Origin of the sequence: Acetobacter sp. AN02, assembly GCF_029759835.1 — a bacterium.
Taxonomy (GTDB): Bacteria; Pseudomonadota; Alphaproteobacteria; order Acetobacterales; family Acetobacteraceae; genus Acetobacter.
Window position 1 is genome coordinate 1 of record NZ_JAJJND010000040.1, and the last position, 20,826, is coordinate 20,826.

Genomic DNA, 20,826 nt, shown 5'->3' on the forward strand with positions numbered 1-20,826 from the left:
GAACAACCTTGGCGCATCATGTCAATCGGACTGCGCAATTGGGCGCATAGGTTCTAGCAATCAATGGTTGGTATCAGACACCATAACCGGATAAATAAGCGGGGTCGCTGACAGTGCCCGTGACAGCCGGGGAGATCCCGGCCGCTGCCGGATTGACACACACCATCGTAAGAATCAGCTGTGGATGTAATGCTGCCTGATCAAGACTGCTCTCTCCCGACACCGATCGGGTCGCCATCATCTCGTGCAAAATCGCATAATACCCACTCTGTTCTTTTTCTTCTCCGGCCCCTGGCATGCGGGCGTTCAGAGTTTTCCATGCCCATAGAGCATCCTCAGAAAGGCAGGTCCTGCCGAACTGAAACTCAGAAAAGCCAGCATCATTCGAAGTATAAATCATCAGACAGAGCCAAATTCAAAAGACGCGCAAACCCCGCACCGGGACACTATCAGATTTCATTAAGGTTTTAAAAGCAAGGTGCCGTCAGATACTGAGATACAGATCATGCACCACATTACGACACGAAATGGAAATAAATATATCCCTTATTTCCTGCCCTGAGACAGAAAAGCACCCCCTCAGGAACAGCGGCGGAAACTGTGCCGGACGACGTGATCGATCAGAGCATCGCAATCAGGCCGCTGATACGGATCAACACAGCTCATAACCCAGGACCGTGCCCGCCGGGTAATAATACTCGCCGTGAAAATCGTGCCTTTTCCGCTCTCTCCCTCCTCATCAATCAGATCGGAAGGACAGATGCGCCGTTCAAAGGCCAGAGACATGATCCCGAACGCAAGCGCATTGGCAATCGCCTCGAACTCCATCCGCCCGAACCGGGACTGACAGGAGGACAGAGTCAGCAGCGCATCCGCATAAAGCCGCACGACATTGCGCGCTCCGGTGCCGTAAAGATGCTGCTGATGCCAGGTCCGCGCCCGCTCATGCTCGATCCCGGCAAGCACATACTCATTGATAACACCGTCACACCCCGCATCAGCAGGTGTATGAAATGCAGATGCCGCAAGCCAGGCACTGACAAAATCAGGACAGACCTGCTCATGCCACACAGGATGCCGCCCGCCGGTCTCGGTCGCGAAACGGAACCGCTTCTGCCCGTCCGCACCGTAAAGAACCCGCGCGCCGCCCGGAGCAGACCCCCGCCCGAGAACAAGCACATGGTCCGGATCTCCGGTCCGCATATGGTGCTGCATAGTAAACAGATCGAAAAACACGGCATCATCCGCATTACGGTCGATATGCGCCCGCACACAGGTCATGAACTCCTGCCCCCGCATATCCGTCAGGGCACGTGGACAGAACTCAAACCCCCACCAGCGCGACATCCGCACGAGATGAAACGCCAGCTCATCCCGAAGATGGCACAGACGCTCATCACATGACTCCCCGCAGCACAGCAGGTTAACGTCACGAAACCGGCTGATCAGGGGGTTGAGCTGGGCGGAAAACCCGCGCGACGGCGTGAAATACGCCAGAATCCGGGACGGGCGGGAGTGAATCAGATGCCAGGAGGCGTCGCAGCCGGTTGTTTCGTGCATAGGACAGCTTTCCGGAAAATCAGAAGGAATGCCGGCGGGTTTCAGCCGGTCAGAACTTCCAGTGCGGCACCGGTCTTCCGGGGGAGAGAGACCGGTGCCGCCTGAAGCGCCCACGGACGAGGCGACGATACTGACGGTTGGGACACTGTCAGGAACCGTGGGTGAGGTGAATGTTATTGAGATCGATTATTAATTGCAACAATAAAAAAGCACTTTTCGCGAATTCCCTGAATTGTTTTGTAACACAATGAAAATAAATGTTTTTTATAAGTTCTGGCGCCCCGCCGGAGGGGATCTCTGCCGAATCGGTAAGGCCGGGATGCAGGAAAAAAGCTTGCGGAAAATAATTCCGGGATCAGGATGATATCCGGGCCGCCACGAAACGGACCGCACGGGGACACGAAAGAGGCAGGAGCGCAGGGTGGGAACACGGACCGGAGAGCTGAACGGACTTGCGGAACAGGTGCACCGCGATCTGGACCTGATCGACTACCCCCGCGGCGCGTGGATGAAAAAAACCACCCGCGGCACGGAGCCGGTGCTCGATGTCGCGATCGCAGGCGCAGGGCAGGGCGGCCTGGCAACGGCCTTCGCCCTCAGGCGCCTCAATGTCGGCAACGTCACGGTGTTCGATCGGGCGGAGCGCGGCGGGGAGGGGCCATGGATCACCTTCGCCCGAATGATCACGCTGCGGACCCCGCGCTACGTCACCGGACCGGATATGGGCATCGCCTCGCTCACCCCGCGCGCCTGGTATGAAGCCCGCTACGGCGCGGACGCCTGGGACGCGCTCGGTAAAATCTCCCGCCAGGACTGGCAGGCCTATCTCGACTGGTATCGCGACACCCTCGCCCTGCCGGTCGAAAATGACCGGGAACTGGAGCACGTCACGCAGGAGGACGGGCTGCTGCGCCTGACCTTCCGCACCGGCGCAGGCACCACCACAACCCGTCTTGCCCGCAAACTGGTTCTCGCCACAGGGATCGACGGCGGCGGCTGCTGGAATACACCCGCCTTCATCCGCAACGCCGTGCCGCGCGAAAGATACGCCCACACCTCCGAACCGATCGATTTCACAGCCCTGAAGGGCAGACGGATCGGCATCCTCGGTGCCGGAGCCTCAGCATTCGACAACGCAGGTACAGCTCTCGAAGCGGGCGCCGGATCGGTCGATCTGTGCCTCAGGCGCAAGGCCATCCCCGCGGTCAATCCCTATCGATGGATGGAAAATACAGGATTCCTCTCGCAGTTTTCCGAACTGCCGGACCTGCTCCGCTGGCGCTTCATGTCGCGGATCTACGACCTGAACCAGCCGCCGCCCCAGGACACGTTCTGGCGCTGCCGCAGACACCCGAATTTCGCCTTCCACACAGGATGTCCCTGGACAGACGTTCGTATGGACGGAGAGGAAATCGTCGTCACAACCCCGCAGGGGGAGATGCGCTTCGACTTCCTCATCATCGGAACCGGCTTTACGATCGACCTTGCAAAACGGAAGGAAACAGCCTCCTTCGCCGCCTCCGTCGCCTTGTGGCGCGACCGCTTCGTCCCGCCGGAAGGAGAGGAACACGATATGCTCGGATCCCACCCCTATCTGGGAGATGTCTACCAGTTCCAGGCAAAAAACCCGGACGATCCGCAGGCCGCCATGCTCTCCGCAATCCACAACTTCACCTTCGCGGCAACACCAAGCATGGGCCTGTCCGGCTCCTCCATCAGCGGTATGCGATTTGGCGTCAGCCGCCTCGTGAACGGCCTCGTGCGTGACCTGTTCGTGGCAGACGGGCAGTACCATCTCGACAGCCTGATGGCCTACAATACCCCGGAACTGATCAGCACGGACCCGCCGCCGGAAGACGCAGATCAGCAGACAAATACGAAAAGAAAGGATCAGGCGTGACAGCCCCCGAAAACGAACTCCGCCTGCTCGCGCGACAGGTCGGCCTCACCCTGCCGGACTACGCCCTGCCAGGCGTTGCGGCCAATACGGAACTGCTCAGACACTACATGGCCCTGATCGAAGGCCTGCCCCTGCCCGATGACTGCGAACCGGCCAGTGAGTATTCGCCTGAATATTCGCCCGAAGGACACGGCGCATGAACGGCCTCCTCGGAAATATCGCCCGGGAAACAGCCTCCGGTCAGCGCTCCGCACGCGAAACCATCGAAAGCACGCTCCGCACGCTGCAAGAGCACGACGCCCCGCTCCGCAGCGTGACACGCCTGCTGGAAGACCGCGCCCTGGCCGCGGCAGACGCCACAGACCGCGCCGTCCGGGACGGCAGCCCGACAGGCCCGCTGGCCGGTGTCCCGTTTGGCGTCAAGGATCTCTTCGACGTGAAAGGACTGCCGACAACCGCCGGATCGGCCGTCCTGCGCGATGCCCCGCCCGCAGCACGGGACGCCACCGTCATCGAACGGCTCTGCAAAGCCGGTGCCATCCCGGTCGCAACGCTGAATATGGACGAATTCGCCTACGGCTTTGCCACCGACAACGCCCATTACGGCGTAACGCGTAACCCCCGCGACACGACCCGCCTGGCCGGAGGCTCCTCCGGCGGATCAGCCGCCACCGTCGCCGCAGGTTTCCTGCCCCTCACACTCGGCTCGGACACGAACGGCTCCATCCGCGTTCCGGCCTCCCTGTGCGGAATCTGGGGACTGCGCCCGACCCAGGGTGCACTGCCCCTGACAGGCGTCTATCCGTTCTCCGCCAGCCTCGACATGATCGGCCCCTTCGCCGACGGACCCGAAGACCTCCGTCTTGCCTTCTCCGTCCTGTCCGGCACGAAAGAGGAACCACCTGCCTCGCTGAAAGGCCTGCGCGTGGCACGCCTGGACGGATGGTTCAGGCAGGATCTCGATCCCGCGCTGGAAGCCGGGCTGGAAGCCCTGGCCGCCTTTTTCGGCCCCCCGAAAACATACACCCTGCCCGAAGCCGACCGCGCCCGCGCCGCCGCCTTCGTCATCACCGCGGCAGAAGGCGGAAACCTGCACCTGCCACGCCTGAAAACCCAGCCCGAACTCTACGACCCCGCCACCAGAGACCGGCTGATGGCCGGAGCCCTGCTCCCCGCCAGCCCGGTCATCCAGGCCCACCGCCTGCGCCGCTGGTTCCGCAGCCGGATGCACGAGGCCTTCGCACAAACGGACATCCTCATCGCTCCCGCAACGACAGGCGTCGCCCCGCGCATCGATGAGCCGACCATCATGCTCGGAGGAAAACCGGTCTCCGCCCGCGCCAATCTCGGACTGTTCACCCAGCCGCTGACACTCGCCGGAATGCCGGTTCTGAGCGCCCCGCTGCGCACGCCCGGCCCGCACGGCCTGCCGCTGGGCGTCCAGCTCATCGCCCGTCCCGGAGCCGAATCCCTGCTGTTCGCCGCCGCCATCGCACTGCGCGACGCCGGACTCCTCGGATTTACGGCCCGAACCTGAACTCCCCGGGGAAACAGAACACCTTGCTCAATACTGCCCGCTCGCTGCGCGGAATGGTCACCGCGCCGCATCACCTCGCCGCCCAGGCCGGTCTCGATGTCCTCAAGGACGGAGGCTGCGCCATCGAAGCCGCCGTCACCGTCGCCGCAACCCTCGCCGTGGTCTACCCGCACATGACCTCCGTCGGCGGAGACAGCTTCTGGCTGATTTGCAGACCCGACGGAACGGTCCGGTCCATCGACGCCTGCGGCCGCGCAGGGTCTCTTGCAACCCCGGACTGGTACCGCAGCCAGGACATGACAACCATCCCCTGGCGGGGCGGGGCTGCCGCCAACACCGTCGCAGGCACGGTCTCGGGATGGGAAAAAGCCCTGTCCCTGCGACCGGAAAGCAGAACCCGCCTGACACGCGAACGCCTGCTGCGGGACGCGATCTGGTACGCCGATAACGGCGTCGCCGTCACACGCAGCGGCGCTGAGATCGCCGTGGAAAAAGGGGAGGGCCTGCGCGCAGCCCCGGGCTACGCCGCCGTGTTCGAACCCGCAGGCCGCCCGCTGCAGACCGGAGAGATCCTGAAAAACCCCGCCCTTGCCGGCACGTTCAGGCGCCTCGCCAGTAACGGCTTCAGAAGCTTCTATGACGGTGCGGTCGCAAAGGACATCGCACAGGACCTCGCCGCCGCCGGAAGCCCCGTCACGGAAGAGGATCTCGCACGGCAGGAAGCGGAACTGCGCGAACCGCTGTCCGTCACGGTGCGCGACGCCCGCCTGTTCAACATGGGCCCGCCAACCCAGGGCATCGCCTCCCTGCTGATCCTCGCCCTGTTCGATCGCCTGGTCGTCACCTCGGGAGAAAGCTTCGCCCATATCCACGGCCTGGTGGAGGCCACGAAAAAAGCCTTCCGCTACCGGGACGCCCATGTCGGAGACCCGGCCTGGATGACGGAAGACTGCCAGGCTCTCCTCAGCAGCCCCGAAGCCCTGGACGCCATGGCCCGCGACATCAGACCCGATCGCGCCGCCCCCTGGCCGCACCGCTCACAGCTCGGAGATACCGTCTGGTTCGGCGTGACCGACGCGGCAGGCTGCTCGGTCAGCATGATCCAGAGCACCTATTTCGAATTCGGCTCCGGCGTCGTCCTGCCACAGACCGGCATCGTCTGGCAGAACAGAGGCGCAAGCTTCCGGATCGCCGAACGCGGCTGGAATATCCTCAGCCCCGGACGCAAACCCTTCCACACCCTCAACCCCGCCGCCGCCCTGTTCAGCGACGGCCGCCGGATGGTCTACGGAACGATGGGCGGAGAAGGACAGCCCCAGACCCAGGCGGCCCTGTTCACACGCTATGCCCGGTTCGGTATGGAACTTCAGGAAGCCATCACGGCCCCGCGCTGGCTTCTGGGACGGACATGGGGCGAGGAGACCACGACCCTGAAATACGAGGACAGATTCGATCCAGCCCTGATCACGGCGCTCGCGGATGCGGGCCACGCGGTCGAGCGCGTCGCCCCCTTCACCTCCCTGACAGGCCATGCCGGTGCCCTGGTCAGACATCCCGGCGGCCTGATCGAAGGCGCAACCGACCCGCGCAGCGACGGGGGCGTCGCTGCATGGTGAACGGCCTCCTCCCGCCCGGCGGCGCCCGCGCCGTCGCCCGCTGCGACCTGCTCGGCCGCGATCCCTTCACGGACGAGGCCGGACTGCTGTTCCGCCCCTGGCTCGGCCCGGGATACCACGCCACCATCGAAGCCCTGTCCGCCTGGATGCGCGAGGCCGGCATGACCGTGCGCCGGGATGCCGCCGCCACACTGATCGGACGCTACGAAGGCACGACACCCGATGCCCCGGCCCTCCTGATCGGCTCACACGTCGATTCCGTGCGCGACGCCGGAAACTATGACGGCATGCTCGGCGTCGTCATCGGCATCGAGCTGGTGGAACGGCTGAACGCACAGGGAAAGAGATTTCCCTTCGCCATAGAAGTCGTCGGCTTCGGAGACGAGGAAGGCTCACGCTTCCCCGAAACCATGATCTCCACCCGTGCCCTGGCCGGCGTGCTCGACGACAGCAACCTGCACGAACTGCGCGACAGAGACGGCATCCTCCTCTCAACAGCCCTGCTCACCGCCGGACTGACCGTCCCCGGGCTGAACCGCGCTCGCCGTGATCCCGCAACCGTGCTCGCCTGGATCGAGGCCCATATCGAGCAGGGCCCGGTGCTCGAGGCGGAAGGACAGGCGCTTGGCGTCGTCACCGCCATCGCCGCCCAGAGACGCTACGAGGTGAAACTGCACGGCCGCGCCGGACATTCCGGCACGATGGCCATGCCCCTGCGCCACGACGCCCTGGCTGCCGCAGCGGAAATGATCCTCGCCGTGGAAAACGCAACCGCAGACGGACCGGACGGCCTCGTGGGAACGGTCGGCGCATTGCGGGTCTGGCCCGGCGTCGTCAACGTCGTGCCGGGCGACGTCGTCTTCTCGATCGACGTGCGCGCGGGAACGGACGATATCCGCAACCGCGCCGCAGACAGGATCACAGACGCCATCCGCGAGATCTCAGCCCGCCGCGGCGTGACGGCCGAAATCATCCTGCGCCAGGAACTGCCCGCCGTACACTGCGATCCCGCCCTGGACAGACTGCTCGGCCAGGCCGTGCGCGAGGTCACCGGAACCGCGGAACGCCGCCTGGTCAGCGGTGCCGGACATGACGCCATGATCATGGCACACCTCACCCCCGTCTCCATGCTCTTCATCCGCTGCCGCGAGGGCATAAGCCACAATCCGGAAGAATCCGTCATGGATACGGACGTGGAACTCGCCATCGCCGCCCTGGAACGGTTCGTGACACTGTACGAGGAAACCCCCTGATGCCGGATACGTTTTTCAGCCAGATCAATCCGCCGCAGCGCCTGCTGATGGGGCCGGGACCGGCCAACGTACACCCGCGCATCCTGCGCACCATGGCCGCAGACGTCCTCGGACAGTTCGACCCGGAAATGACGGACTACATGAACCAGACCATGGCGCTCTACCGCCAGGTGTTCATGACACGCAACCGGCAGACCCTCCTCGTCAACGGAACCGCCCGCGCAGGCATCGAGGCCGCCCTGGTCTCCCTGGTTGAGCCCGGGTCGAAAATCCTCATCCTCAACGCCGGACGTTTCGGACTGCTCCTCTCGGAAATCGCCGCACGCATCGGCGCGGATATCCGCACGATCGACCTCGAATGGGGAGAGGTCGCCACACCCGACATGATCGAAAAAGCCCTGATCGAACACAGGCCGCAGATCTTCGCCTGCGTACACGGAGATACCTCGACAACCATGGTGCAGCCGCTCGACGGAATCGGGGAACTCTGCCGGAAATACAGCGTATTATCCTATGCCGACGCCACAGCGACACTCGGCGGCATGGCCGTCAGCACGGACGCCTGGGGGATCGACATCGTCACCGGCGGCCTCCAGAAATGCATGGGTGGCCCGCCAGGCTCCGCACCGGTCACAATCTCCGACCGCGCGGCAGACCACATCTTCTCCCGCCGCCACGTCGAACAGGGGCTGAGAACCGACACGACCGCAGACGGAACCCGGCCCCGTATCGCCTCAAACTACCTCGATCTGGCAATGATTATGGATTACTGGTCGGAAAAACGCCTGAACCACCATACGGAATCCACAACCATGCTCTACGCGGCCAGAGAAGCCGCCCGCATCATGCTTGAGGAGGGACTCCCCGAACGCTTCTCCCGCCACCGCGCCGCCAGCCGCGCCGTCTGCGCCGGACTGCGCGCACTCGGCCTGCGCCTCTTCGGACAGGACGCACACAGAATGCCAAACGTCACCGGCGTCTGGATCCCCGAAGGTATCAGCGGAGATGCGGTCCGCCAGCGGATGAGAGAGGATTTCGAAATCGAGATCGGCACCGCCTTCGGCCCGCTCGCCGGGCGCATCTGGCGTATCGGCGCGATGGGCTTTAACGCACAGAAAGCCAAGGTCCTGCAGACCATCGGCGCACTGGAAACGGTGCTGGCCGCCGAAGGCTTCACCTTGCCGCGCGGCGCGGGCGTCGATGCCGCGCTGACAGCCTGGAGCGCACAGGCATGACAGATCCGCGCGACATGATCGGATACGGAGCCTCCCCGCCGGATCCGAAATGGCCCGGAGGCGCCCGCCTCGCCGTGCAGTTCGTCATCAATTACGAGGAAGGCGCGGAAAACTCCGTGCTCAACGGAGACGCAGGCTCGGAAGCCTTCCTCTCCGACATGGTCGGCGCCCGCTCCGTCCCCGGCGCCCGGGCCATCGCCATGGAAAGCCTCTACGAATACGGCTCACGCGCCGGATTCTGGCGTCTGCACCGGCTGTTCACCACACGCCGCCTGCCGGTCACGGTCTTCGGCGTTGCCCTGGCCCTGGCCCGCAACCCGCAGGCCACGGAGGCCATGCTCGCCGCCGGATGGGAAATCGCCTCACACGGCCTGCGCTGGATCGACTACCAGGACATCCCCGAAGACGTGGAACGCGCACATATTGCTCAAGCCATCGCCCTGCATACGAAAGCGACCGGCAGCCGCCCGCTGGGCTGGTACCAGGGACGCACCAGCCCCGCCACCGCCCGCCTCGTGGCAGAAGAAGGCGGTTTCATCTACGACGCGGATTCCTACGCCGATGACCTGCCATATTACGATCGCAGCCACGGCCGACCACAGCTCATCGTCCCCTACACACTCGACGTCAACGACATGAAAATTGTCTCCCTCAACGGCTTCACGGAAGGGGAGCAGTACTACCGTTACATGCGCGACACCTTCGACCAGCTGTATGAAGAAGGAGAGACACAGCCGAAAATGATGTCCGTCGGCATCCACTGCCGCATCGCAGGCCGCCCCGGCCGCGCCCGTGCCTTGGCACGCTTCCTCGATCACGTCGCCGCACATAAGAACGTCTGGGTCGCCACCCGGCTCGATATCGCCCGCCACTGGCTGGAAACACACCCGGCATGACCGATACCGTCCTTACCCGCATCAACACGCTGGACCGCGCAGGCTTCATCGTAACGTTCGGCGCATTATACGAACACTCGCCCTGGATCGCGGAAGCCGCCTGGAAAAAAGCGCACCCCTTCAGCTCTCCGGATCACGTCAGGGAGACAATGCGCACGGTCATCGCAGAGGCAACTGCCCTGCAGAAAATGGCCCTGATCCGCGAACATCCCGAACTTGCCCGTCGCTTCGGCGCGGACCCGTCCCTCACAGACTCCTCATCCTCGGAACAGGCCTCCGCAGGACTCGATCGTCTCACCCGTGACGAATACACGGAATTCCGCAGACTGAATGACGCCTATGCCGCAAAATTCAGTATCCCGTTCATCATCTGCGTCAGGCTGAGCGACAAACAGCACATTCTGTCGGAAATGGACCGCAGACTGAACAATACCGAGGCAGAGGAACAGGCAGCAGCTCTTGCAGAAATCGATAAAATCGCAGATCTGCGCTTTAAGGATGTCATAAAAAAACTGGAGAACGGATCATGAGCACTCTCTCCACACATGTCCTTAATCTCGTCTCGGGCTGCCCGGCCGCCGGCATGAGTGTCACGCTCAGACAGGAGGGCAAGCTGCTGTTCAGCGGAGAGACCAATCCGGACGGACGCTGCCCGGAGCTGAAAAATACCGGAGCTCTGGAACCGGGAAGCTACTGCCTCGAATTCGCGGTCGCAGACTATTTCCGGCAGCAGGGAACGGAACTGTCAGATCCCCCGTTCCTCGATAAGGTGCCCCTGGTGTTCGGAATATCCGGCAGCGGCGGACATTATCACGTCCCGCTGCTCGTCTCCCCGTTCGGCTTTTCAACCTACAGAGGCAGCTGAAGCTTCAGTCCCGCTGCTTCCCCGCCGCTTTCTCGCGGCAGACCGGGCGGTCTCGATCGCCTGCTTGAGCCGCATGGCGCGCGTCGCACTCCACGGCCCCTGAATGCAGCGCTCGCCGGACTGCGTCTTCAGAATAAAAAAACAACTGTTCCGGTCACATTTTTTCCATATCCGCATAGCCACACGGCAGAAAAAAACGGCAATGGCCGCAACCGCAAGAATCATGAGGGCTGACGTGGCAAGATCAGCGGCAATATCCGAAAAAGACGTGGCCCCCAGATCAATTTCCATCAGAATGAAAGACGCAGTGGAAAGCGCAAACGCCACGATCGCCATGATCGAGGCCACAAAAGCCGCCGCCGCAACACCAAGCATGAGAAAGGGCGCCAGATCCCGGCTCCGGTCGACAGACACGCTGGTAATGGACTCAACGTTCCAGGTCGTCCGGCCGATCCGCGCAATATCGCTGCTGACGAAAATATCTGAATTCTGATAGATAATCTGAGACATGGCTTTCACACGCCGGAAAATTTCTCTGTCAGGGGAGCGTAGGCCGCGTTTCTGAAAAAGAGGTAAAAGACGGACGGATTCGTAAAAAAGATCCGCCCGGAAACCCTCCGGCCTGCCCTGTCATGAACCGGCTCAGCGCCCTCCCGGCCAGGCTGCGAGAATATCCCGGCGCAGCCCCTCAGGAAGCGGGATATAGCTCAGCCTCACAGCCGCTTTATCCCCGTTCGCAAAGGCATATTCAAAGAATTTTCGAACCGCCGCGGCTCTTTCCGTATCCGCGGGATTGTCCGGAACCAGCACGAAAGTCGCGGAAACAACCGGCCAGACATCCTGCCCGGAACTGTCGAGAAGATCGGCAGCAAAATGCGAAGCATGCGCCCAGTCCGCACGGGCCGCCGCAGCGGAAAAACTCGCGCTCCCCGCCGCAACGAACGCCCCGTCGTGATTCTGCAGAAGCACCATCGGAATCGCGTTGTTCAGCGCATAGGAATATTCAACATAGCCGATACTGCCGACCGTCGTGCGGATCGTGGCCCCGATCCCGTCATTGCCCCGCGCCCCGGCCCCCGCAGACCAGGCCACGGAACTCGCCGCCCCGACAGCATCGCGAAACTCAGGAGACACACGCGACAGATAGGACGTAAACACAAACGTCGTCCCGGACCCGTCAGCCCTGTGGACCGAGGCAACCGGAAGATCAGGCAGCTCAAGACCGGGATTGAGCGCCGCAACCCGCGGATCACGCCAGGATGAGATCCGTCCGTCAAACAGAGCCGCCAGAACAGGCCCGGACAGCCGGAGCGTATTGTTCCCGATCCCCGGAAGATTGACGACAGGCACGATCCCGCCCGTCACCGTCGGAAACTGAAAAAGATGAGAGGCCGCCAGCCGCTCCGGCTTCATCGGCGCATCGGACGCCCCGAAATCCACGGTCCGGGCCGCCACGAGGTTCTGCCCGGCACTTGAACCGATGCTCTGATAATTCAGAAAAACACCCGCCGCCTTCGCGCCATCCCCCCAGGCCTGATAGACCGGACCTGCAAAGCTGGACCCCGCCCCGGTAATCTCCGCCGCCCCCGCCACAGCAGGCAGGAACGGACACAGCAACCCGGCGAGATACAGGACGGAAGCGCGCAGGGGTGATCTCCGGTGATATCTCATCCCGGTCAGAACTCCGGACAGAATAAGGACGATCCGCCAGAACGAATCGTCCGGAAAAACGCTTTCTGTCCATATTTTTCGCCGCAGGTAAAGACCCTACACCAGGGACGCACGCTCCCGGGGCACGGGACGCTCCGGCCGCAGCGGCAGCCAGACGCTGAAAGTCGTTCCCTCGCCGGGCGTGCTGTCAATCAGAAGCTTCCCGAGATGACGGTCCACACTATGGCTGACAATCGCCAGACCCAGACCGGTCCCGTCATCAGATGGCTGCCCGGCGCGATAGAACCGCTCCGTCAGACGCGGCAGATGCCGCGCCTCAATCCCCGGCCCGTTATCTGACACACTCAGAAGCACGCCATCCTGATCCCCCGCCCGATGCGCTGCACAGCTCAGGACAATATGCGTGACCCGCCCCGGAACACGGGCATATTTCGCTGCATTCTCCGTCAGATTGATCAGAACCTGCAGCATCTGATCCGGATCGCCCGGCAGCGAAAAGGCAGAAACCCGCAGCTCAAGAACCGCATCACGCGCCGCCAGAAAATCCGCCGTCTCCTCACGCAGCATCTCCGCCAGCGCCTCCGTGCGGATCACGCCCTGCGGACGCCGCCGCTCCAGCATCTCCGCCCGCGACAGCGTCAGAAGACGGTCAACCAGCTTCTGCATCCGCCCCGCCTGCTGCGCCATGATCCCCAGAAACTGCCGCTGCGCGTCAGGATCATCCGCCGCAGGACCACGCAGCGTCTCGATAAACCCGCTCAGCGCCGAAAGAGGCGTACGCAGCTCATGGCTCGCAAAAGCCACGAAATCCGCACGGCTGCGCTCAATGGCCTCCTGCGCCGAAATATCCTCGAACAGCATCAGCATCAGAGGCGCATCCGCGGCCGACAGATCCTGCGGAAGCGGCACCAGCGTAACGCGCAGAAGCCGCCGGACCGGAACATCAAGCGGAATGTCCGAACTCTCCGTCGTCCCGTTTTCAGACGCCGCCCGGAACATGATGAACAGAGCCGGATGCCGGATCAGCGCCCCCAGAGCATCCTGCAGAACCGCCCGCGCCTCAGGACCGGCAAAAAACAGGCGACAGCCATGATCCAGAAGAAGCGCCGGAAACGGCAGAATGGTCAGTATCTGCTTGAGAACATCCGAAGGACAGGGATCAGACGGAACAGCCAGGGGCAGGGCAGGGGGCACATCCGGCACGGAGACAACCCCCGAACGGCATCCGGCCAGCCAGCCACATAAAACCCCGCCCCCGATCCCGGCCGCAACAAGGAGCGGGAAAAAACTCACCCGTCCGCGCTGTCAGCAGAATATTCAAGCGCATATCCCGCGGAACGGACCGTCCGGATCGGGTCCTTCTCCCCCGGCGCATTCAGCTCCCGGCGCAACCTGCGGATATGCACATCCACCGTCCGCAGCTCGACATGAATGTTGCGCCCCCAGATCGCCTGAAGAATCTGCTCGCGGGAAAAAACACGGCCCGGCGCCCGCAGAAGAAACTCCAGCAGACGATACTCCGTCGGACCAAGCTGAATCCGCCGCCCCCCGCGCTCCACATGATGGCGCGTGGTATCAAGCGTGATGTCGTCAAACCGCAGATGATCGTAACTGACACTCAGACGCCGCCGCAGCGCACGGATGCGCGCATCCAGAGCCGGAAAACTGACCGGCTTGACCAGATAGTCATCCGCCCCGGACTCAAGCCCGCTGATGCTGTCCGTCTCATCCGTACGGGCCGTCAGCATGATCACCGGAATATCCTTCAGCTCCGGATCACTGCGCAGCCTCCGGCAGACCTCCGGACCGGACTGCGTGCCAGGCAGCATCCAGTCCAGAATCATCACGTCCGGACGCCCCGCAGACAGAGCCGCAAACGCCTCAGCCCCGCTGCCCGCAACCGTCACGGTATAACCCAGCTTCTCCAGATTATAACGCATCAGAACCTGCAGTGCCGCATCATCCTCGACAAGCAGAACCTGTACCGTATCTCCCGAAGACGACATAACCCCGGACCTGCCTATTCCGCCGGCCGCGACGGCGCAGACGCGGCCAGACCGCCGCGCGGGCGTACCGCAGGCAGCATCTGCCCGGTGGCGGCATAATAGATGCGCTCGGCAATATTGGTCGCATGATCCCCGATCCGCTCGAGATTCTTCGCGACAAACAGAAGATGAATACAAGAGGTGATGGAACGCGGATCCTCCATCATATAGGTCATCAGTTCGCGGAACATGGAGGTATAGAACTCATCCACCGCCGTATCGGCCTGCCAGACCTCAATGGCACGATCCCGGTCCCGCTGGGACAGCGCATCGATCACACGCCGCAGATTGTCCTGAACCAGACGCCCCATGCTCCGCAGACCCGTCAGGGAAATGCCGCTGTCCGCAATATCCAGCTTCATGGACCGCCGGGCGATGGAAGAGGCATAATCCCCGATCCGCTCAAGATCCCCCGTAATCTTCAGAGCCGACACGATCTCACGCAGATCCACCGCCATCGGAGACCGCAGCGCCAGAATCCGGATCGCCAGCGTCTCGGCCTCGCGCTCCAGCTCATCCACCTGCGGATCAAGATCCGGCGCCTCGATCGCCGCCTCCTCGTTGCGGTCAATCACGGCCGCAACCGCCAGAGAGGTCTGACGCTCAACCAGACCGCCCATGCGCGCCATGATGTTGCGCAGAAGCTCAAGCTCCTGCTCATAACTCTTCACGGTGTGCGATGTTTCCGTCATCCGAAAGCTCCTCCGTCCCCGACCGGTATCAGCCGAAGCGACCCGTAATGTAATCCTGTGTACGGGCCTCACGCGGCGCCGTGAAGATCACATCCGTACTGTCCACCTCAACCAGCTCGCCAAGATAGAAAAACGCCACCTGATCCGCACAGCGCGCAGCCTGCTGCATGTTGTGCGTCACGATGGCAATCGTGAATTCCTTCTTGAGCTCATCAAGAAGCTCCTCAATCCGCGCCGTAGAGACCGGGTCCAGAGCACTCGTCGGCTCATCCAGAAGAATCACCTCCGGCTTCGTCGCGATCGTGCGGGCAATGCACAGACGCTGCTGCTGCCCGCCCGACATCGCCGTCGCGGACGCATGCAGCCGGTCCTTCACCTCGTTCCACAGCGCCACACGCCGCAGAACATCCTCAACCCGGTCATTCATCTCAGAGCGCGACAGCGTCTCATGCAGCTTCACACCAAACGCGATGTTGTCATAAATCGACATCGGAAACGGCGTCGGCTTCTGAAACACCATGCCGATCCGCGCACGCAGCCGGTTCAGATCAATGTCCGGACTGATGACATTGCGGTCGTCAAACAGAACCTCTCCCGTCGCACGCTGCCCGGGATAAAGATCATACATCCGGTTCAGAACACGCAGAAGCGTGGACTTGCCACAGCCCGACGGACCGATCATGCCCGTCACGCAGCGCTCGGGAAAATTCAGGGAAATATTCCGCAGCGCCTTGTGCTCACCATAATAGAAATCAAGATTCCGAACCGAGATCATCGGACGGTGCGTCTCGTTCTGGGGCAGGGAAAGGCCGCCCGGAAGGCCGCTCAGTGCAGGGCTCGCAGTCATGATCAGGTCCCGTTACGTCCGAAACCGGTCCGGACAAGAATATTGATGGCAAGCACGCCAAGAGTAATCAGCAGGGCACCGGTCCAGGCCATCTGCGCCCAGTCCGTAAACGCCGATCCCGCATACTGGTAAATCGTCACCGGAAGACTGGCCATCGGCTCGGCCGGGCTGAAGCTCCAGCCGGAATTACCTAAAGACGTGAACAGCAGAGGCGCCGTCTCACCGGCCACACGCGCCACCGCAAGCAGAATCCCGGTCATCACACCCGTCTTCGCCGCCCGCAGACAGATGAACAGAATCACCCGCCATTTTGAGGCCCCGAGCGCAATTCCCGCCTCGCGCATCGAAACCGGAACAAGACGCAGCATGTCCTCAGTCGTGCGGACCACAATCGGCAGCGCCAGAATAGCCAGCGCAATCGCCCCGGCAAATCCCGAAAAATGCCCGATCGGCGCAACAATGGTCTGATAAACGAACAGACCGATCAGAATCGACGGCGCGGACAGCAGCATGTCAGACACGAACCGCACGGTCGAAGCCAGCTTCCCCTGCCCGTAATCAGCAAGATAGATCCCGCACATCAGACCCAGCGGCGCCCCCAGTGCAATCGCCGCCGCCGTCTGGAACAGACTGCCCGCAATCGCATTGGCCAGACCGCCCTCCTGGCCCGGAGACGCCGTCATATGCGTAAACGTCAGCAGTGTCAGACCCGGCAGCCCGCGTGAAAGCAGGGTCCACACAATGGACGCCAGAGCCAGAACCGACACCGTCGTCGCGGCATAGCTGAACCCGGACGCCAGACGGTCGGTAAACTGCCGCCGGAACGCCAGCCCGCCAGGCGTCTTCCACCTGTCACGCACCCCCTCAGGCCGGGCCACGTCAGGCCGTACCCCGCCGCCCGGAGAAGATCCCGCGCCGCTCACTTGCGACGCGCCACGGGACGGGCACCGGTCAGAAACCGAGATGCACACAGGGCAAGAAAGGAAAGCACCATCAGAATGGTCCCGAGAGCCATAAGAGCGGAAAGTTTCAGACTGCCCGCCGGACTCTCCGGAAACTCAAGGGCAATCAGAGAGGCAATCGTATTGCCCGGCGCAAACAGGGACCAGCTCAGACGGCTGGCATTGCCGATCACGAACGTCACCGCCATCGTCTCCCCCATCGCACGCCCCATGCCAAGAACCACACTGCCGATCACGGCCTGACGCGACCAAGGCAGAATGACATGCCGCATCACCTCCCACCGCGTCGCCCCCAGACCAAACGCACTCTCCTTGAGAACAGGCGGCGCGGAGATGAACACGTCACGCATCACCGCCGTCACGAACGGCGTGACCATGATCGCCAGAATGATCCCCCCCGTCATGATGCCGGTGCCGTAAAAACCACCCTTCACCAGAGCACCGATCACCGGAACACCTCCCACGGAATGAAGTAGGGCAGGCTGAACATACCGCGCGATGAAAGGAACGATCAGGGAAAACCCCCACATGCCGAAAATGATCGAGGGAACCGCCGCCAGAAGCTGAACCGTCATCCCGACCACACCGGCAATCCGGGACGATGCAAGCTGCGTGAGCCAGAACGCCGTGCCAAACGCCAGCGGAACGGCAATCACAAGACCGATCAGACTCGTGAGCAGCGTCCCGACCACAGGCGCCAGAGCCCCGTAATGCTGCGTGACCGGATTCCACGCCGAACTGGAAAGAAAGGCAAAACCGAACGTGGAGAACGCCTTCACGCTCCCCGCCATCATGACAAGAATAATGCCGCCCAGCAGCAGAAGAACACTGACACCGCAGACCAGAACCGCAGCCCGGAACACGGTATCCCCGGCAGAGGAACTCCTCCCCGAAGACGCCTCACCGGACCGGGTCTCCTGTACCGGGGGCTGTACCTCAGCGGAAGCCGGGCTGTCAGTCATGATCACTCCGTCGATCTTTCGCGGAAAATGAATACTGAAGGCGCCCGGACGCGGCAACATCCGCGCGGACCGCTTTTCATGACAGTTTTATGGCACGGACATTCCCACCGTCCCGGAAAAAAGACGGAAAAGGAAAAATATCCCCCGCCACGGCAATGAGTCCCGCGGAAATCAGCCTCCCGGAAAACGGTCCGCAAAACGATCCGGAAAAAAACAGCACGTGAAAACAGAACCCACCGCTTGACTCAGGGGAACAGGATTCCTATCTGCGTTATGGCACTCCCGGGGTGGGAGTGCTAACGCACTGCGGCGTTAAGCGCGTGACAAGCAGCTGCGTCGCTTAAAGACAAGGGCGCAGCCCGAAGATTCGGAGCAATCCACCATGACGAAGTTCCGTCCCCTGCACGATCGTGTGGTCGTCCGTCGCCTGACCGGTGAAGAGAAGACGGCCGGCGGGATCATCATCCCCGACACCGCAAAAGAGAAGCCGATGGAAGGCGAGATCGTGGCCGTCGGCCCGGGTGCCCGCAACGAGCAGGGCCAGATCGTGGCCCTCGACGTCAAGGCAGGCGACCGCGTCCTGTTCGGCAAATGGTCCGGCACGGAAGTGAAGATCGACGGCGAAGAGCTGCTGATCATGAAAGAGAGCGACATCATGGGCGTGATCGCGGCCTGAATGCCTCGCTGATCCGTCCGTTTTCTATCTAAACGCACTCTGGAAAATTATTCTTTAGGAGAAATACAATGGCTGCCAAGGACGTAAAGTTCGGTGGTGAGGCCCGCCAGCGCATGCTGCGCGGCGTGGACATTCTTGCAGACGCCGTGAAGGTGACGCTCGGCCCGAAAGGCCGTAACGTCGTGATCGAGAAGAGCTTCGGCGCTCCGCGCATCACGAAGGACGGTGTCTCCGTCGCCAAGGAAATCGAGCTGTCAGACAAGTTCGAGAACATGGGCGCCCAGATGATCCGTGAGGTCGCCTCCAAGACTAACGACATCGCCGGCGACGGCACCACGACCTCCACGGTCCTGGCCCAGTCCATCGTCCGCGAAGGTGCGAAAGCCGTCGCAGCGGGCATGAACCCGATGGACCTCAAGCGCGGTATCGACAAGGCCGTCATCGCCGTCGTCGAGGAACTGAAGAAGAACACGAAAAAGATCACGACCCCGGCCGAGACGGCCCAGGTAGGCACGATCTCCGCCAATGGCGAGAAAGAGATCGGTGACATGATCTCCCAGGCCATGCAGAAGGTCGGCTCCGAAGGCGTGATCACCGTCGAGGAAGCAAAAGGCCTGCACACCGAGCTCGACGTCGTCGAGGGCATGCAGTTCGACCGCGGCTACATCTCCCCGTATTTCGTCACGAATTCGGAGAAGATGACGGCCGATCTCGACAACCCGTACATCCTCATCCACGAGAAGAAGCTGTCCTCCCTGCAGCCGATGCTCCCGCTGCTCGAGGCCGTCGTGCAGTCCGGCCGTCCGCTGGTCATCATCGCGGAAGACGTGGACGGAGAGGCTCTGGCAACTCTGGTCGTCAACAAGCTGCGTGGCGGTCTGAAAATCGCCGCCGTCAAGGCTCCGGGCTTCGGTGACCGCCGCAAGGCCATGCTCGAGGACATCGCAATCCTCACGGGCGGCCAGGTCATCAGCGAGGATCTGGGCATCAAGCTCGAGACCGTAACGCTGAACATGCTGGGTCACGCCAAGAAGATCCACATCGACAAAGAGAACACCACGATCGTCGAGGGTGCAGGCAACGCAGAGGACATCAAGGGCCGCTGCAGCCAGATCCGCGCACAGATCGAGGAAACCTCCTCCGACTACGATCGCGAGAAGCTCCAGGAGCGTCTGGCGAAACTGGCCGGCGGTGTCGCCGTGATCCGCGTCGGCGGAGCCTCCGAGATCGAGGTGAAGGAGCGTAAGGACCGCGTGGACGACGCGCTGCACGCAACCCGCGCCGCGGTTGAGGAAGGCATCGTTCCGGGCGGCGGCACGGCCCTGGCTCGCGCCTCGGCAGCCCTGAGCCACCTGCACTACCACAACGAGGACCAGAAGGTCGGCGGAGAGATCATCCGCAAGGCGCTTCAGTCCCCGCTGCGTCAGATCGCACACAATGCCGGTGAAGACGGCGCCGTGATCGCAGGCAAGGTGCTCGAGAAAGACGACTACGCATGGGGCTTCGATGCCCAGGTCGGCGAGTATAAAGACCTCGTCGCCGCCGGCATCATCGACCCGACGAAGGTCGTCCGCACGGCTCTGCAGGATGCGGCTTCTGTTGCCGGCCTGCTGATCACCACGGAAGCCATGATCGCCGAGAAGCCGGAGAAAAAAGCTCCGGCAGCCGGTCCGGACATGGGCGGCATGGGCGGCATGGACTTCTGAAGTCACACCGCAGGTTTCCGGAGGATCCGTCCTCCGGAAATCTGCCGTACAGAAACGGGCGCATTCCCTCAGGGGATGCGCCCGTTCTGCATTTCAGAAAGACCCGTCAGTTCAGGCAGGGGAGGGCGGCGGCGGCCCCGGCACGGGACGCCAGTGCGTCGGGCGCGAAGCCCCGGCCGCCTCCCAGCGCGACAGATACGAATTCCACCGGTCGAGCCAGATATACTCTTTCCTGTCCGCCCCGCGGACAAACAGCATCACCGGACTGCCGTCACGCGGAACCGTCGCCACAGGCTGCCAGGTGGCCTCCTCAGCCGCCCGCAGGGTAATACCAACCATTGATTGCTAGAACCTATGCGCCCAATTGCGCAGTCCGATTGACATGATGCGCCAAGGTTGTTCG

Annotated in this window: 22 protein-coding genes; 11 read left to right on the plus strand and 11 right to left on the minus strand. The window is 62.5% G+C overall.

All coding sequences use genetic code 11. The annotated features are described in order from the left end of the window. Positions 1 to 73: 73 nt before the first annotated feature. Entirely contained in the window at positions 74 to 400 is a 327-nt protein-coding gene (locus LOC54_RS06525) for a hypothetical protein (RefSeq protein WP_279313024.1), read from the minus strand. A 179-nt stretch (positions 401 to 579) separates the two neighbouring features. Beyond that, positions 580 to 1,560, minus strand: a complete 981-nt coding sequence (locus tag LOC54_RS06530) for a hypothetical protein (RefSeq protein ID WP_279313025.1) — start codon at positions 1,558 to 1,560, stop codon at positions 580 to 582. Positions 1,561 to 1,981: 421 nt separating this feature from the next. Here LOC54_RS06530 and LOC54_RS06535 point away from each other — a divergent pair, with 421 nt between their 5' ends. The 9 genes from LOC54_RS06535 to uraH are packed head-to-tail and all read left to right on the plus strand — an operon-like array spanning position 1,982 to position 10,862. Further along, positions 1,982 to 3,460 (plus strand): NAD(P)-binding domain-containing protein, encoded by a 1,479-nt coding sequence (locus tag LOC54_RS06535; protein WP_408740309.1) that lies wholly within the window; start codon positions 1,982 to 1,984, stop codon positions 3,458 to 3,460. Beyond that, positions 3,457 to 3,660 carry a DUF4089 domain-containing protein gene (locus LOC54_RS06540; RefSeq protein WP_279313026.1) on the plus strand — a complete coding sequence of 68 codons (204 nt, stop codon included), beginning with the start codon at positions 3,457 to 3,459 and terminating at the stop codon, positions 3,658 to 3,660. Before LOC54_RS06535 ends, LOC54_RS06540 begins: the two co-directional genes overlap by 4 nt. Further along, the gene (locus LOC54_RS06545; protein ID WP_279313027.1) at positions 3,657 to 4,997 is read left to right on the plus strand and encodes an AtzE family amidohydrolase; all 1,341 of its coding nucleotides are present in this window, start codon (positions 3,657 to 3,659) and stop codon (positions 4,995 to 4,997) included. Before LOC54_RS06540 ends, LOC54_RS06545 begins: the two co-directional genes overlap by 4 nt. A 23-nt stretch (positions 4,998 to 5,020) precedes the next feature. Then, the gene (locus tag LOC54_RS06550; protein WP_279313028.1) at positions 5,021 to 6,613 is read left to right on the plus strand and encodes a gamma-glutamyltransferase family protein; all 1,593 of its coding nucleotides are present in this window, start codon (positions 5,021 to 5,023) and stop codon (positions 6,611 to 6,613) included. After that, a complete protein-coding gene (locus LOC54_RS06555; protein WP_279313029.1) occupies positions 6,607 to 7,866 on the plus strand; it encodes an allantoate amidohydrolase in 1,260 nt (419 codons plus the stop codon). Before LOC54_RS06550 ends, LOC54_RS06555 begins: the two co-directional genes overlap by 7 nt. Beyond that, entirely contained in the window at positions 7,866 to 9,101 is a 1,236-nt protein-coding gene (locus LOC54_RS06560) for an alanine--glyoxylate aminotransferase family protein (RefSeq protein ID WP_279313030.1), read from the plus strand. Before LOC54_RS06555 ends, LOC54_RS06560 begins: the two co-directional genes overlap by 1 nt. Further along, a complete protein-coding gene (gene puuE / locus LOC54_RS06565; RefSeq protein ID WP_279313031.1) occupies positions 9,098 to 9,997 on the plus strand; it encodes an allantoinase PuuE in 900 nt (299 codons plus the stop codon). The genes LOC54_RS06560 and puuE overlap by 4 nt, the downstream gene beginning before the upstream one ends. Beyond that, on the plus strand, positions 9,994 to 10,527 hold the full coding sequence (gene uraD, locus LOC54_RS06570) for a 2-oxo-4-hydroxy-4-carboxy-5-ureidoimidazoline decarboxylase (protein ID WP_279313032.1): 534 nt from the start codon (positions 9,994 to 9,996) through the stop codon (positions 10,525 to 10,527). Before puuE ends, uraD begins: the two co-directional genes overlap by 4 nt. Then, entirely contained in the window at positions 10,524 to 10,862 is a 339-nt protein-coding gene (gene uraH / locus LOC54_RS06575; protein WP_279313033.1) for a hydroxyisourate hydrolase, read from the plus strand. Before uraD ends, uraH begins: the two co-directional genes overlap by 4 nt. Here uraH and LOC54_RS06580 read toward each other — a convergent pair. The 8 genes from LOC54_RS06580 to pstC form a co-directional block, all read right to left on the minus strand. Then, a complete protein-coding gene (locus tag LOC54_RS06580; RefSeq protein WP_279313034.1) occupies positions 10,842 to 11,372 on the minus strand; it encodes a hypothetical protein in 531 nt (176 codons plus the stop codon). The genes uraH and LOC54_RS06580 overlap by 21 nt on opposite strands. Positions 11,373 to 11,504: 132 nt before the next feature. Further along, positions 11,505 to 12,533, minus strand: a complete 1,029-nt coding sequence (pstS, locus tag LOC54_RS06585; RefSeq protein ID WP_279313035.1) for a phosphate ABC transporter substrate-binding protein PstS — start codon at positions 12,531 to 12,533, stop codon at positions 11,505 to 11,507. Positions 12,534 to 12,629: 96 nt separating this feature from the next. Then, positions 12,630 to 13,826 (minus strand): cell wall metabolism sensor histidine kinase WalK, encoded by a 1,197-nt coding sequence (locus LOC54_RS06590; protein WP_279313036.1) that lies wholly within the window; start codon positions 13,824 to 13,826, stop codon positions 12,630 to 12,632. Continuing rightward, entirely contained in the window at positions 13,823 to 14,539 is a 717-nt protein-coding gene (locus LOC54_RS06595) for a winged helix-turn-helix domain-containing protein (RefSeq protein ID WP_279313037.1), read from the minus strand. The genes LOC54_RS06590 and LOC54_RS06595 overlap by 4 nt, the downstream gene beginning before the upstream one ends. Positions 14,540 to 14,553: 14 nt before the next feature. Further along, on the minus strand, positions 14,554 to 15,270 hold the full coding sequence (gene phoU, locus LOC54_RS06600; protein WP_279313038.1) for a phosphate signaling complex protein PhoU: 717 nt from the start codon (positions 15,268 to 15,270) through the stop codon (positions 14,554 to 14,556). 28 nt (positions 15,271 to 15,298) lie between these two features. Next, complete coding sequence (gene pstB / locus LOC54_RS06605; RefSeq protein WP_279313044.1) at positions 15,299 to 16,045, minus strand: phosphate ABC transporter ATP-binding protein PstB; 747 nt, start codon at positions 16,043 to 16,045, stop codon at positions 15,299 to 15,301. A gap of 74 nt (positions 16,046 to 16,119) precedes the next feature. Beyond that, positions 16,120 to 16,977 (minus strand): phosphate ABC transporter permease PstA, encoded by an 858-nt coding sequence (pstA, locus tag LOC54_RS06610; protein WP_279313045.1) that lies wholly within the window; start codon positions 16,975 to 16,977, stop codon positions 16,120 to 16,122. 59 nt (positions 16,978 to 17,036) lie between these two features. Further along, complete coding sequence (pstC, locus tag LOC54_RS06615; protein ID WP_279313039.1) at positions 17,037 to 18,041, minus strand: phosphate ABC transporter permease subunit PstC; 1,005 nt, start codon at positions 18,039 to 18,041, stop codon at positions 17,037 to 17,039. A 382-nt stretch (positions 18,042 to 18,423) separates the two neighbouring features. Here pstC and groES point away from each other — a divergent pair, with 382 nt between their 5' ends. Both groES and groL read left to right on the plus strand, forming a co-directional pair. Then, positions 18,424 to 18,717, plus strand: a complete 294-nt coding sequence (gene groES, locus LOC54_RS06620; protein WP_279313040.1) for a co-chaperone GroES — start codon at positions 18,424 to 18,426, stop codon at positions 18,715 to 18,717. Positions 18,718 to 18,785: 68 nt separating this feature from the next. After that, positions 18,786 to 20,423 carry a chaperonin GroEL gene (gene groL / locus LOC54_RS06625; RefSeq protein WP_279313041.1) on the plus strand — a complete coding sequence of 546 codons (1,638 nt, stop codon included), beginning with the start codon at positions 18,786 to 18,788 and terminating at the stop codon, positions 20,421 to 20,423. A 111-nt stretch (positions 20,424 to 20,534) separates the two neighbouring features. Here the strand turns inward: groL and LOC54_RS06630 are convergent, their stop codons facing one another. Next, complete coding sequence (locus LOC54_RS06630) at positions 20,535 to 20,762, minus strand: hypothetical protein (protein ID WP_279313042.1); 228 nt, start codon at positions 20,760 to 20,762, stop codon at positions 20,535 to 20,537. Positions 20,763 to 20,826: the final 64 nt, after the last annotated feature.

Excerpts from the sequence above, each read along its gene's own strand:
- LOC54_RS06525 (WP_279313024.1), bottom strand. The coding sequence starts at position 400 with ATGATTTATACTTCGAATGATGCTGGCTTTTCTGAGTTTCAGTTCGGC.
- LOC54_RS06530 (WP_279313025.1), bottom strand. The coding sequence starts at position 1,560 with ATGCACGAAACAACCGGCTGCGACGCCTCCTGGCATCTGATTCACTCC.
- LOC54_RS06545 (WP_279313027.1), top strand. The coding sequence starts at position 3,657 with ATGAACGGCCTCCTCGGAAATATCGCCCGGGAAACAGCCTCCGGTCAG.
- LOC54_RS06555 (WP_279313029.1), top strand. The coding sequence starts at position 6,607 with ATGGTGAACGGCCTCCTCCCGCCCGGCGGCGCCCGCGCCGTCGCCCGC.
- LOC54_RS06560 (WP_279313030.1), top strand. The coding sequence starts at position 7,866 with ATGCCGGATACGTTTTTCAGCCAGATCAATCCGCCGCAGCGCCTGCTG.
- puuE (WP_279313031.1), top strand. The coding sequence starts at position 9,098 with ATGACAGATCCGCGCGACATGATCGGATACGGAGCCTCCCCGCCGGAT.
- uraD (WP_279313032.1), top strand. The coding sequence starts at position 9,994 with ATGACCGATACCGTCCTTACCCGCATCAACACGCTGGACCGCGCAGGC.
- uraH (WP_279313033.1), top strand. The coding sequence starts at position 10,524 with ATGAGCACTCTCTCCACACATGTCCTTAATCTCGTCTCGGGCTGCCCG.
- LOC54_RS06580 (WP_279313034.1), bottom strand. The coding sequence starts at position 11,372 with ATGTCTCAGATTATCTATCAGAATTCAGATATTTTCGTCAGCAGCGAT.
- pstS (WP_279313035.1), bottom strand. The coding sequence starts at position 12,533 with ATGAGATATCACCGGAGATCACCCCTGCGCGCTTCCGTCCTGTATCTC.
- LOC54_RS06595 (WP_279313037.1), bottom strand. The coding sequence starts at position 14,539 with ATGTCGTCTTCGGGAGATACGGTACAGGTTCTGCTTGTCGAGGATGAT.
- phoU (WP_279313038.1), bottom strand. The coding sequence starts at position 15,270 with ATGACGGAAACATCGCACACCGTGAAGAGTTATGAGCAGGAGCTTGAG.
- pstB (WP_279313044.1), bottom strand. The coding sequence starts at position 16,045 with ATGATCTCGGTTCGGAATCTTGATTTCTATTATGGTGAGCACAAGGCG.
- pstC (WP_279313039.1), bottom strand. The coding sequence starts at position 18,041 with ATGACTGACAGCCCGGCTTCCGCTGAGGTACAGCCCCCGGTACAGGAG.
- groES (WP_279313040.1), top strand. The coding sequence starts at position 18,424 with ATGACGAAGTTCCGTCCCCTGCACGATCGTGTGGTCGTCCGTCGCCTG.
- groL (WP_279313041.1), top strand. The coding sequence starts at position 18,786 with ATGGCTGCCAAGGACGTAAAGTTCGGTGGTGAGGCCCGCCAGCGCATG.
- LOC54_RS06630 (WP_279313042.1), bottom strand. The coding sequence starts at position 20,762 with ATGGTTGGTATTACCCTGCGGGCGGCTGAGGAGGCCACCTGGCAGCCT.